General features: G+C 60.7%; 12 protein-coding genes. 4 read left to right on the top strand and 8 right to left on the bottom strand.

What is annotated here, in order from left to right; translation table 11 throughout:
• Nucleotides 1–28 precede the first annotated feature (28 nt).
• Nucleotides 29–493, top strand: a complete 465-nt coding sequence (rnhA, locus tag MUW49_RS02705; protein WP_171864875.1) for a ribonuclease HI — start codon at nt 29–31, stop codon at nt 491–493.
• 6 nt (nt 494–499) lie between these two features.
• Here the strand turns inward: rnhA and MUW49_RS02700 are convergent, their stop codons facing one another.
• Entirely contained in the window at nt 500–1222 is a 723-nt protein-coding gene (locus MUW49_RS02700; protein WP_161469592.1) for a methyltransferase domain-containing protein, read from the bottom strand.
• Nucleotides 1223–1300: 78 nt separating this feature from the next.
• Here MUW49_RS02700 and gloB point away from each other — a divergent pair, with 78 nt between their 5' ends.
• Nucleotides 1301–2065, top strand: a complete 765-nt coding sequence (gene gloB, locus MUW49_RS02695) for a hydroxyacylglutathione hydrolase (RefSeq protein WP_109112289.1) — start codon at nt 1301–1303, stop codon at nt 2063–2065.
• 87 nt (nt 2066–2152) lie between these two features.
• Here gloB and MUW49_RS02690 read toward each other — a convergent pair whose 3' ends face one another.
• Nucleotides 2153–2425: a hypothetical protein gene (locus tag MUW49_RS02690; protein WP_010674135.1), complete on the bottom strand. Its 273-nt coding sequence runs from the start codon at nt 2423–2425 to the stop codon at nt 2153–2155.
• On the opposite strand from MUW49_RS02690, the gene MUW49_RS02685 reads away from it, so the two are divergent.
• Nucleotides 2354–3676 (top strand): LysM peptidoglycan-binding domain-containing protein, encoded by a 1323-nt coding sequence (locus MUW49_RS02685; RefSeq protein WP_223302529.1) that lies wholly within the window; start codon nt 2354–2356, stop codon nt 3674–3676. The genes MUW49_RS02690 and MUW49_RS02685 overlap by 72 nt on opposite strands.
• Before the next feature lie 95 nt (nt 3677–3771).
• On the opposite strand, the gene MUW49_RS02680 is transcribed toward MUW49_RS02685, so the two are convergent.
• Nucleotides 3772–4617 (bottom strand): endonuclease/exonuclease/phosphatase family protein, encoded by an 846-nt coding sequence (locus tag MUW49_RS02680; RefSeq protein ID WP_029314263.1) that lies wholly within the window; start codon nt 4615–4617, stop codon nt 3772–3774.
• A 111-nt stretch (nt 4618–4728) separates the two neighbouring features.
• Here MUW49_RS02680 and MUW49_RS02675 point away from each other — a divergent pair, with 111 nt between their 5' ends.
• Nucleotides 4729–4953: a hypothetical protein gene (locus tag MUW49_RS02675; protein ID WP_010674132.1), complete on the top strand. Its 225-nt coding sequence runs from the start codon at nt 4729–4731 to the stop codon at nt 4951–4953.
• Nucleotides 4954–4959: 6 nt separating this feature from the next.
• Here the strand turns inward: MUW49_RS02675 and yciA are convergent, their stop codons facing one another.
• The 5 genes from yciA to MUW49_RS02650 all read right to left on the bottom strand — a co-directional run bounded on the left by yciA (nt 4960) and on the right by MUW49_RS02650 (nt 12251).
• Nucleotides 4960–5358 carry an acyl-CoA thioester hydrolase YciA gene (gene yciA / locus MUW49_RS02670; protein WP_029314261.1) on the bottom strand — a complete coding sequence of 133 codons (399 nt, stop codon included), beginning with the start codon at nt 5356–5358 and terminating at the stop codon, nt 4960–4962.
• Nucleotides 5359–5497: 139 nt separating this feature from the next.
• Complete coding sequence (locus MUW49_RS02665; RefSeq protein ID WP_244812372.1) at nt 5498–6310, bottom strand: NAD-dependent epimerase/dehydratase family protein; 813 nt, start codon at nt 6308–6310, stop codon at nt 5498–5500.
• A 245-nt stretch (nt 6311–6555) separates the two neighbouring features.
• On the bottom strand, nt 6556–7554 hold the full coding sequence (locus MUW49_RS02660; RefSeq protein WP_244812371.1) for a LacI family DNA-binding transcriptional regulator: 999 nt from the start codon (nt 7552–7554) through the stop codon (nt 6556–6558).
• Between the two features lie 177 nt (nt 7555–7731).
• Nucleotides 7732–9648, bottom strand: a complete 1917-nt coding sequence (locus MUW49_RS02655; RefSeq protein ID WP_244812383.1) for a transglycosylase SLT domain-containing protein — start codon at nt 9646–9648, stop codon at nt 7732–7734.
• An 83-nt stretch (nt 9649–9731) separates the two neighbouring features.
• The gene (locus MUW49_RS02650) at nt 9732–12251 is read right to left on the bottom strand and encodes a GGDEF and EAL domain-containing protein (protein ID WP_182954360.1); all 2520 of its coding nucleotides are present in this window, start codon (nt 12249–12251) and stop codon (nt 9732–9734) included.
• Between the last annotated feature and the right edge of the window lie 376 nt (nt 12252–12627).

Here is a 12627-nt window from a genome sequence, read left to right as displayed (position 1 = left end):
GCCTCTCGCTAAAACAGATTGATTGCTCATGTTGAAACAGATTGATTTATTCACGGATGGCTCCTGCTTAGGCAACCCGGGCCCCGGCGGCTATGGTGCCGTCATGGTCTATGGCAAGCATCGCAAGGAGATCTCCGCCGGTTTTCGATTGACCACCAATAACCGGATGGAACTGATGGCTGCCATCATGGGGCTGCGGACCCTGAACGAACCCTGCCAGGTGCGGCTCACCACCGACAGCCAGTATGTGCGCCAGGGGATCACCCAATGGATCATCGGCTGGAAGAAGAAGGGCTGGATGACCGCCAACCGTCAGCCGGTCAAGAACGTCGATCTCTGGCAGGCCCTTGATGCGGAAGTGGCCCGTCACCAGATCGAATGGTTCTGGGTGAAAGGACACTCGGGCCACCCGGAAAACGAACGCTGTGACGAGCTGGCCCGTGAGGCCGCCAACGGCAAGCAGCTTGCCGAAGACAGCGGCTACCAACCCTGATGCCCGCTAGCCGCCCTGGCGCGCCATTCCTGGCGCGGCCATCGACTCCGGCAGCCGCCAGCGGCGACGCACCGGTGTCACGGGGAAACGCCGCTTGCGGGCGGCAATCACGTAAACAGACGCCAGGGAGCGGCAATAGTCCCGCCCCAGACTCTCCCGCCACCAGCCGATCTTGCTCTGCCTGCCCATGAAGGAGAAACCGAACCGCTCGTCGAACATCACCTCGCAGCCGAGCAATTGCAGCCAGTCGGTCACCCGTGCGGGCGTGAACATGCGGGCAGACCAGGGCAGATGCCGCCGCATGAAGGGCAGATAGTGACCCAGCCCCACCAGGCTGAGCGGGTTGTAACCGCTGACAATGAGCCAGCCATCGTCGGTCAGCACCCGTTCTGCCTCCCGCAGCACCTGATGAGGATCCGGCGAGAAATCGAGGCAGTGAGCCAGCAGGCAGGCATCCACGCTCCCCGATCGCACCGGCAAGGCGAGCGGATCCCCCTGGATGTCCAGCAGCCGTCCGCCGGAGGCGACACCGATTTGATGGCGAATGGTGGAACAACCGCAGGAGAGTTCGGCGCTCAGGGCACCTATCTTGAGCAAGTGATAGCCAAAGAGGTGGGGGCACCAGTTGTCGAGGCGCTCCTGAAGCTCGGCGGCCACCCAGTCCCCCATGGGCAGTGCGGACCAACTGGTCGGAAGCGCGATCTGTTGTTCGGTACGTGCCAGTTGCATAATGGGACCAACTCGGGGGCGAATGCCATCCAGTTATATAAGATCCCTTCCTTAAAGAGAACACAAGAGCCTCGACCCATGTACACCGTCATCACAGTTCCCGCCTTCAGCGACAACTACATCTGGTTGATCCGTCACGAAAATCACTGCCTGGTCGTCGATCCAGGCGAGGCCGATCCCGTGCTGGAACGGCTGGCTGCGCTGGATCTGGTGCTGGATGCCATCCTCCTGACCCATCACCACCGCGATCACGTCGGGGGCGTATCCGAGCTGCTACAACACTTCCCCCACGCTCGCCTCTATGGTCCCAAGCATGACCCCATGCCGGACCATCACGGCCAGTGGCTCGACGACGGGGATCAGATCAACTGGCATGGCCTGAGTCTGGATGTCCTCCATGTGCCCGGTCATACCCTGGGGCATATCGCCTATTACGGCCAGGGCATGCTGTTTTGTGGCGATACCCTCTTCAGCGCCGGTTGCGGCCGTCTGTTCGAAGGGACCCCGGCACAGATGCACACTTCCCTGCAACGGCTCGCGGCACTGCCCGATGAGACCCTCCTTTATTGTGCCCATGAATACACGCTCTCCAACCTGCGTTTCGCCCATGCGGTCGAGCCCGACAACCTGGCGATCCAGCGGCAGATCGGCGTGATCAGCAAACTGCGTCAGCAGGGCCTCCCGAGTCTCCCCTCCCGGCTGGGAGATGAGCGGAATTTCAATGTTTTTCTGCGCTGCGAGCAGGACTCGGTAAAATTTTCTGCTGAGAAATACGCCCTTAAATGCTTGGAAAATCCAGAGGATACCTTCGCTGTTCTGCGGGCCTGGAAGGACGTTTTTTGAACAAACCTTGATCAGGGGGGCATTGCCCCTTATGATGCGAGCTGTTTTTCCACAGATGACCTGAGCGAGATGAAGCTACGAACGGCCTTATTGGCAGCGCTGTTTCTCAGCGGCTGTCAAAACCTGAGCCATCAGGATGACCGGGCGGTAACGGCAATCGAGCCGATCAAATCCCCCCAAGTCAGCAAGAAAACGTACAAAAAACACTCTTCGCGGATGCTGTTCGGCGACGAACAGATAGAAGAGCTGGATGACACTGATAACCTGTGGGTGCGTATCAGCGATGATATGCAGCTGGACTCGCACGATAATGCCCGGGTTCGCCAACAGCGTGATTGGTTGTTGCGCAATGATAAGCATATGGCGACCATTGCCAGCCGGGCTGAGCCCTACCTGTATCTGATGGTAGAGGAAATCGAACGGCGTGAGCTGCCAATGGAGCTTATTACCATCCCCATGATCGAGAGCATGTTCGATCCCAATGCCCGCTCCCGCAGCAATGCGGTCGGTCTTTGGCAGTTCGTTCCTGCAACCGGCAAGAATTTCGGCCTGCGCCACGACAACTGGTACGACGGTCGACGCGATGTCCTGGCATCCACCAATGCCGCACTGGATTACCTGGAGTACCTGAACCGGTTCTTCGACGGTGACTGGCTGCAGACCCTGGCCGCTTACAATGCCGGTGAAGGTCGGGTGCGCAACGCCATCACCCGCAACGAACGGGCTGGTCGTCCGACCGACTACTGGTCGCTGGACCTGCCCCGCGAAACCCGGATGTATGTGCCCAAGATCCTGGCCATGGCCGACATGATCCGCAATGCGGACAAATACAATGTCACCCTGCCGGTGCTGGCCAACAAGCCGCAATTGCGAACCATCAATACCGGTGGCCAGATTGATTTGAACGTGGCCGCCCAGCTGGCTGGTGTTTCCGCCTCCCAGCTCAAGGCGCTCAATCCTGCGCTCAAGCGTGGCATGACCTCGCCGCAGGGCCCTTACAACCTGCTGGTCCCCGTCGAGTACGCCGACACCCTGGAGCTGGCCCTGGCCGATCTGCCCCAGCGTGAACGTACCCGTGGCGTGCGCTCCTATCAGGTCACCAGTGGTGATACGCTGTCACGGATCGCCCAGAATCACGGGGTGACCGTGCAACAGCTCAAGCTGGCCAATAACATGCGTGGCAACAACCTGCGCCGTGGCCAGAGCCTGATCATCCCCAATGGCGGGCGCGCAACCCAGGTTGCCCAGAGCAAGCCGCAGCAGCTCGCCAGCCGCAGTGGTGGCAAGGTGAACTATCAGGTGCGCTCCGGTGACAACCTGTGGAGCATCAGCCAGGCACACGGGGTCACCCACGCCGACCTGGCCAAGTGGAACGGCCTGAACGCCAAGTCGGCCCTCAAGCCTGGCATGAAGCTGGTGGTCTGGCCCAAGCAGGGCAAGAGCAGCAACAAGTCCATGGTCTATCAGGTGCGCCGCGGTGATTCCCTCTCCTCCATCGCAGCCCGCTTCCAGGTCGCCGTCAACGATGTGATGCGCTGGAACCAGCTCGGCAAGAGTGACTATCTCAAGCCGGGTCAGGAGTTGACCCTGTTCGTGAAGAACAACAGCTGATCGCTCGTCGCAATCCAAAAAATACCCCGCTTGATGCGGGGTATTTTTTTGTCTGCATGAACCAGCGGCGACTCCGCTCTCCCCTGAGGGATGACTCAGGGAGTGATAGCCTGGGCCGCAAAGCGCGCCAGAATGGGGTTGTGGTCAGAGGCATCGGTAGCAGGTGAACTCACCTCCACCAGATCCAGATTGCGATAGTAGAGGTGATCCAGCGGGCGGCCAAAAGCGGTGCGACGCAGATCAGGCACAGGTATGGCCTCCTGCAGGCCAAGCTCGCCCACCAGCTTGTTCAACCAGAACGCGCGCTTGTCGCTCCAGGTGTTGAAATCGCCGCCCAGGATGACCGGCCCCTGGTGGCGATGGATCAACGCAGTCAGATCGTTGAGCTGCTCGCGGAAGGTCGCCATGCCCAGTTCGAAATTGACCGCATGGAGATTCACCACCAGCACGCCGTCAGGATCCCCCTGCAAGGGATAGAGACTGACCAGACCTGACTTGGGGATACGCAGCAGGGGTTCGGGGGAACGGACGCCACAAACAAACGCCTGCGGCGTTTTCGCCACTGTCATCACGCCAAAGGAGACACCTCCCTGGGTGAAGGCCTGCAACTGCTGCCACTGGAAATCGCCTCTCTTCAGCCAGTCCAGCATCTCGGGCCGGGTCGCCGACTCTTGCAGCAGCACCAGATCCTGGGACTTGGCATACTCATCCAGCCCTTCCCGCCAGTTCTTGCGTTGTCCCTTGTAGAGGTTCCAGACGGTGATGCCAAACTCCCTCGGCAAGGCCGTGGAGGCGAGCGCCACCAGAGGTGGTCTGTCACAGCTTGCGCCAGGTATGATACCTGCCGCAGTCACCAGATGATCTTGATCCGGTACCTCGAAGCAACCGACCAGCCCCAACGTCAGCAGGGACGTTCCCAGAATCCGATAACTATTTTTCATTGGCTAACAATCACCTGCCTCTGCAAGACGACATGGCCCTCACACAGGCCACGGTCGCCGACTAGTCTCATTATTCGTGTCCGGCCCGACTCATCCAGAAGGAATTCAACGATGGCGAGACAGCACCAGTACCGCGTGACATTTTACGATCAACAGGGAACCTGTCATCAAGTGGAGCTTTCCACCGTCTATCAAATCAGGCGGGATCCCCAATGTGATCTCTGTCTGTTCGACACCCGGCAGTGCGTGGGGTCGGAAGAGATGCTGGAGCGCATGATACGGCAAAAAACCGGGCTTGAGCAGGAAATATCCATCATCAATGCCCGGCTCATCTGAGCAGACTCAGACCGGGACGGGGCGGGATTTGCCCTGATCGTCGATGGCCACATAGGTGAAGACGCCCTCGGTCACGCAGTACCGCTGGGCTTCGTTCTCCCGCAATACCGGCTTGACCCAGACCTCCAGCTTGAGTCGCATGGAGCTGCGACCAATCTTGAGGCAGCGACCGTAACAGCACACCACGTCACCCACCTTGACCGGGCTGTGGAAGGTCATCCCCTCCACCGAGACGGTACAGATGCGCCCTTTTGCCAGCTCCTTGGCCATGATGCCCCCACCTATATCCATCTGGGACATAATCCACCCGCCGAAGATATCGCCATTGGGGTTGGTATCGGCTGGCATTGCCAGGGTTCTCAGCAACAGCTCCCCATCGGGGTGGCGCTTGGTCTCTTCCATCATTACCGCTCTCTTTATCATGGATGGCGGCATGATAGGGGGCGATCCCCCCCTTGGCAAACCTCAATTGTCCCGGAGCGCGCGCCGTATCTGGTTTGCACGCCAGATGACCGACTCCGGGGCCCGGATGGCGACGACCCGTTCAGCCCTTCAAGGCCGCACCGTCCGCAAACCAGTGGGCCGGATCCGGCCAGCGATAGACGAAACCAAGCTGCTGGCAGATGCGCTGACCTTCGATGGGAGCAAACTCCCCCGCCGGCTCAACGAACTGCGGCGGCACCAGCCCGAGCAGGCGGCTCGCGAAGGGGTAGAGCTGCTCCCGGCGCGGGTGGACGGGGGCACTCAGATTGTAGGCATCCCCATCCTGCCCCCGGGCCAGCATCAGCTCACAGGCGGCTACCACGTCGTCCAGATGCACCAGGTTCACAGCCTGGCCTCCCCCGGCCAGCGTCTTGCCCGCCAGAAAACGGCCGGGGTGACGGTCAGGACCATAGAGTCCGGCCGGGCGCAAGATCATGGCGCAGTCAACATGCCCTTCCAGCACGGCAAGCTCGGCCGCCCGCATCCGCAAGCCTCTGTCATGGACTGGAGCGGGCGTATCCTCCTCCCCCTGTCCGGCCCCCCAGACCGAAGTCGCGCTGATAAACAGAACCCTCTGAACCCCCCCCTCCCTCGCCTGTCGACACAAGCTGGCCACGGACGCCGGGTAATCCCCGGTCTTGCTGGGGGGCACACAGATCACCAGGTCATGACAGCGAAAAGGCAGTGATCCCATGTCAGGGGTAAGCAACAGCGGCCAGGCGGCAATACCCTCCCCCCGCAGCCGTTCAGCCTTTTCGGCCGTACTGACCGTCACCGCGACAGATTGCCCCTGCTCTTGCAATGCCCTGGCCAGGGGCAACCCCAGCCAGCCGGCGCCCACGATACCCGTCTGATACTCAAATTCGTTCGTCATACCCGGATCCTGACAAAAAAAACGGCCATCCAATGATGACCGTCGAAAGTAACGAAGGAAATAGCCGGATTAACCGGTTACCTCCCACAGCGGGAAAATCGGGAGCGCACGCTCCTAATTCGTGGGCCTATCCTAGTGGCAGCGCGGTCAAAAAGCTTTGAAGCGGATCACAGTTGAAAAGGATTTCTGAAAGCGCTTTCACTGTTTTGCAAAAAAGTCGACCCGCACGGGGCCAACTTCATGACTCAGGCCACAGATTCCCGCCGTACCAGTTCGGCTTCGAATTTGAGCGCCAATCCCTCTACCGGCTTGTGATCCAGCAGCCTCAGGGCCAGCTCAGCTGCCCGCTCTCCCATCTCCTCGATGGGGTAACGTACCGTGGTGAGCTTGGGATAGATGTATCGGGCATAGGGGATATCATCAAAACCGACCACAGAGACCTGCTGGGGGATCTTGTAACCCCGCTCCAGCAGACAGGAGATGGCCCCCGCCACCATGGCATCGTTGAAACCAAGCACAGCGCTGAACTCGACGCCGCGCGCCAGCAGCTCGCTCATGGCCACATAGCCACCTTTTTCATCGGCATAGGCACGGCCGATGAGGGCAGGATCCAGCTCGATACCTGCCAGTTGCAGGGCGAAGCGATAGCCGGCCATCCGCTGCTGACCATCCACAAACTCCTCGTCATCGGAGGTGACGAAGGCAATCTTGCGATGTCCCGCGTCCAGCAGATGCTGGCAAGCCGTGGTGATGCCGGCCTGGTTGTCCAGCCAGACGCAGCGATCCTCGCAGCCTGGCACCTGACGGTTGATGAAGACGATGGGGGTCGTGCCCGACGCCAGCTCGCTGAGCTCTTCGTCAGGCAGCGCCTTGCTGTGAAGGATCAGGGCATCACACTGGCGCTGCAGCAGCGCCTGGATGGCGTGCCGCTCACGGGCCGCGTCGTGGTTGCCGGACACCACGATGGTGAACTTGTTCGCCTTGTCGACCATGCTTTCGATGCCGCGCATCATCTGAGCGAAGAAGGGGCCGCCACACAGATCCCCCACCAGCACACCGATACAGTTGGAGCGTTTGCTCACCAGGGCCTGGGCGAAGCTGTTTGGACGAAAGCTGAGCTCCTTCATGGCCGCGAGGACAGCCTCGCGCTTCTCGGGCGCCACCTGCGCCGTGTTGTTGATCACTCGAGACACTGTCGAAATGGAGACATTCGCCAGCTGAGACACATCTTTGATCGTTGCCACTCTCGATTCCTTTGTTGGAAAAGCCTGTCAGTGATGATCGGGCATTGTATCGAACCTGACAGACCAAGACGCGGCGCCCGATCACCTGGCAGGTTTCCTTTTGTAACAAAGCTTAAGGGATGATAACCATTCTGGGGCAAGAATGGGAGGCAGCCGCGACAACGACTGCCCCCGAACTCAATAGGCGTGATTCAGCTCGCGTTCCGACATGAAACGCAAAGGCTGCTGCAGCTTGTGTTGATAGATGAGATCGAAAGAGAGCACGTTCTGGACATAGTTGCGCGTCTCCCGATAGGGGATGCTCTCCACCCAGACATCCATCGGCTTGTTGTCGCTCTGCTCGCGCCAGCGCTTGACCCGGCCAGGACCCGCATTGTAGGCCGCCGCCGCCAGGATCCGGTTGCCGTCATACACATCCAGCAGGCGCTTGAGGTAGGCGCTGCCAAGACGAATGTTCATGGCCGGGTCGAACAGTTGCTGCTCGTTGCGATAGGGCACCCCAAGCTTGCCGGCCGTCTCTTTCGCGGTGGCAGGCATCAGCTGCATCAACCCCCGCGCCCCGACCGGTGACTGGGCCAGGGGATAGAGTGCGCTCTCCTGACGGGAGATGGCGTAGAGCAGACTGGTGTTCATGGTGCGCTCTTGTGCCATCTGGGAGAAGGTGCGCTTGAGGGGCAGCGGGAAGCGCAGATCCAGCGCATCCCAGGCCTCGGCACGGATGCTGGAGAGGATCGCCAGCTCGTGCCAGCCCTGGTTGAGGGCGATGTGACCAAACTCCAGACGCTGGGCCACGCTGTTGCGATCCATGTTGTGGATCCACTCAGAGCGGGCCGCCGTGATCTCGTTCATCGCCAGCAGTTCACGCACCCGCAGCAGGAAGGGCCAACGGCGACTGGCACTTTGCCAGTCCGGCACCTTGTGCGCCACGCTCTGGTTCTTCATGCGATAGGGCACACCGATGCGCTGGGCCGCCATGAAGCCGTAGAAGCCGCGCAGGTTCGCAGTCTCGAGATAGAGGTCCCGCGCCGGTTTCTGCCGCCCCTGTTTCTCCAGCGAGCGCGCCATCCAATAACGCCAGCGATCCTCTTTTTGCAGCCCCATGGGCATCCGCTTGACCCAGCCTTCGAGGCCGCGCCAATCCTGCTCCCAGATGGCAAGACGGGCCCGCAGCTCCACCAGCTCCGGATCCTTGAGCCGCACCAGGGCCGTATCCAGCCAGGCGCGCTGGTCAGAAGAGCGGTCCAGCAACAGGCGGCGGGCGGCCGCCTTCTCCACCCGATTCACCTCGGCATGGTTCAGGCCGAAGCGACGGGCCATCTCCCCCAGCTGGCGCAGAACCGCGTCGGGCTCCTGATTGGCGTAGCGGGCCAGCCCCAGGGAGAGCAGATGCCGCGACGGGGGCGCCGCCGTGAAGTTGGCCGGATTCATCGCCCGCACGGGTTGGTCATACAGGGCGATCATCTGATCGCCATACCCCTTCATGCCGCTGCCGAGCTGGGCCCCGAGGTGGCGAATGAGGTTGGGGTTCTGGGCCTCGAAAGCCAGGTTCATGCGCTCCCAGATCTTCTCCTGAGTACGCAGACCCGCCTGCTGCCAGAGCTGGAACAGGGGATCGCAGGCATCGGGCCTGGATTGACCGCTCAACCAGAGCTTGCCTGCCTCCTGCAGGGCTTCACTCTGGTGCCCCGTGTAGTAGCGGGCCTGATAGTGCTGACAGAGCAGATCGGTGGAGCTTGGCTTGGCCGGATAGAAGCGCAGGAACTGGGACCACTGCTGGCTCTGGGCAAGATAGGTGAGATAGCTGCGCTCGAGCCGGTTGGACTGGGGGGTGTCCCCGTGCTGGCGGATGAAGCGGGTCACATCGTTGTAGTCTGCCGCCCCGGGACGGAACGCAAGCTGGTAGTAATCCAGATAGGGCAACAGCGGATAGTGGATCAGGCGTGCCCGAAGCTGGCTGAATTTGACCTGATCATTGGCACGCACGGCCTCATGGGCCTGGCGATAGAGAGACTGCTCCATGGTCTGCGCGAAGGCAGGAGCCAACAGCCCCGGCATCCAGAGCGCAGACAAGATGATTCCCTGCACGACTTTCACGAATGGCATTCTCCCCTTGAAGGCATAACCACCGCCAAAGGGCGGTGGTGACATACCTTCATTCTACCCGCTAAGCACGGGGGCTACGCCACACTATTTTTATCGGTGCAGACGGGGCGATCACCGCGTACCTGGCGGCTGACATAGCGTTCAAGGTAGGGAACAGGGAGCGGCTTGGAGGCGAGGTATCCCTGGAAGAAATGGCAGCCCTGCGCCTGCAGAAACTCCAGTTGCTGGCGGGACTCCACTCCCTCCGCCGTCACGTTGAACCCCATGTGGCGGGCCATGGCGATCACGGCCTCGACGATGGCCATGTTGTCACCATCCTTGGGAATGTCCTGGATGAAAGAGCGGTCGATCTTGAGCTCGTCCGCCGGCAGCCGCTTGAGGTAGCTCAGGGAAGAGTACCCCGCCCCGAAGTCATCGATGGCAAAGCTGATGCCCAAGGTCTTGAGTTCCGCCATCTTGCTGATGGTGTCTTCCGCATGACCCAGCACCACCGACTCGGTGATCTCCAGGTTGAGGCAGGCGGGATCCATGCCGGTGGCCGCCAGCACGTCGTGAATGCGATCGACAAAGTCGGGAGCATGGAACTGTTTGGCACTCACGTTGACCGAGAGCTGGGGGACGTGGATCCCGCTCTCCTCCCAGGAGACGTACTGGGTACAGGCTTCGTGCAATACCCAGTTGCCGATGTCGACAATGAGATCCGTTTCCTCGGCAATGGGGATGAACTCGGCAGGCGACACCAGGGCACGCCCGGGAGGTTGCCAGCGGATCAGTGCCTCGACACCGATGATCTCCCCCCCCGCCACCATGTGCTGGGGCTGGTAGTGGAGAGTCAGTTCCCCATTGTCGAGGGCACTGCGCAGCTCGTTGTGAATGTGCAGACGCCGGTCGGCCTGCAACTGCATGGAGGCATCGAAGAAGCGCCGGGTCTTGCGGCCCGCCGATTTCGCCTGATACATGGCGGTGTCAGCCTGCTTGAGCAGATCCCCCGCCTCCTGCTCCCGACCGGGGAAGAGGGTGATGCCGACACTGGCGCCGATGTGCAGCACCTGGCCTCTGAAATCATAGGGAGCGGCGATCTCCCCGATGAGCCGCTCCGCGATGAGGTCGGCCTGCATCTCCGCCTGGGGCGGGCTGATGGAAAGCGCTGGCAGCAACAACACGAACTCGTCGCCGCCGAGACGGGCCAGACAATCCCCCTGGCGCACCAGCCGCTTGAGACGGCTGGCCACCTCCTTGAGCAGCCAGTCGCCAGTGGCGTGACCCAGGGAATCATTGATGGTCTTGAAGTGGTCGAGATCGATGAACAGCAGGGCCCCTATAAGGTGACTGCGATTTGCATCGGTGAACGCCTGGGTCAGGGTTTCGTGCAACTGACGGCGATTGGGCAGGCCGGTCAGCTCGTCATAGAAGGCGAGATCCTGAATGCGGCGCTCCGCCGCCTTGCGCTCGGAAATATCCTCGAAGAAGATGACATAGTGGCTGATCCCCCCTTTTTCATCCTGCACCGGCGTGACGATCTCCCACTGGGGATAGGCGTGACCGTCGGCGTGCAGGCGCAGGGTTTCCCCCTGCCAGCGATCCAGGGCGTTGAGCTCGTAACCCAGGCCTCCCAGCCCCGACCAGAGATCGTTGCCAAGATGCAGACCAATCACCCCCTGGTTGTCAAAGCCGGTGATCTGGCTGAAGGCGTAATTGACCCGCAGGATCTTGAACTCGGGATCCGTGATGATGATCCCTTCGTGAGTTTCAAAGGCCACCGCAGACAGCCGCATCAGGGCATCGCTCTGCAGGCGCTCCAGCTCGGCCACCATGCGCACCGAGAAGATGGTCAGGACGGAATCCAGATCCGTGGTCCGGGTCTGGCTCGGGAACAACAGGGCGAGATGACCCAGGATCTGACCGTTGCGATCGAGCAGCGGCTGGGCGTAATAGTGCTGGCCCGGGGGCAGGTCAGGATACCCGGTCAGGGGTTCACTCACGGGGACCGCGCTGGAGGGCCCCTGGCGATAGAGCTGCTGGCAGGGCATGTCACAGAGGGCATACTCCTTGACGTCGATGCCGTGGCTCGCCAGCACTCTCAGCCTGTCGAGACCAACCCGCTCCGTCAGCCAGACGGCAGTGGCTCCCAGGATATGGGCCAGCTCGTTGACCAGGGTCTGGCAAAAATCGAGCCCCGTCTTGGCGGAGAGCGCCTGCGCCAGCTTGGCCAGCAAGGGGGCCTGCAACATGGGAAGCGGCGGTGTCACGCCTGCGGGGGAGTTGGCGCGATCCATCTCGCGATGCATCATTTCGAGGGGGGCAAGCCAGCCACAACAGAGCCCCTGCGCAGGCACATACTGACCGTACCAGAGCGCATGGTGTACCTTGCCGTCCTCATCGCGCAGGTGGCCGATGAACTGGCCTGGCTGGCAGGAATCGTGGAGTCTTGCAAGAAAATCGGCGAAACCCGCTTCATCTTCCCGCTCAAGTTGGGTGGCCCAGGGGTGGGCTTCCTCCCCTGCCCAGGGTTCACAAGAGACATGATCAGACAGGCTCCATTGCCCATGCTGCCGATCATAAAACCACATCATCTGGGTGGCTTGCTGCTTCATCTACGACTCCAACCACTACAACCACGTTATCCACCCCGACTCCTGCAGAAAAGCATATCCGTTTGCGCGCATATCTCCACCGGCGCATGGCAATGATTTTGCGATGCGATGAGGCGATGTGGGTGGAGAAAATTCGAGACTATGCGGCAAAAACCAAACATCGGGTCGACACAAGGCGCTGCCGAGGGGGGACAGAAACGATCCTATTTGCTGATACTGCCTGCCTGTTTCACTGAGCTCAAGCGGTTTTTGGCATGAAACGGGAAAAGCTCACAATTTATGGACAGCGGGATTCCCAAGGGTATTTTTCGTGACACAGATCACATTTTGATTTGGCGACATGGGTAATCTGGAGGTGAAGACACAAGCAAGACGA

Origin of the sequence: Aeromonas sp. LsrichE-8G (genome assembly GCF_022869435.1) — a bacterium.
Classification (GTDB): Bacteria; Pseudomonadota; Gammaproteobacteria; order Enterobacterales; family Aeromonadaceae; genus Aeromonas; species Aeromonas caviae.
This window is presented reverse-complemented; position numbering and strand designations above follow the sequence as displayed.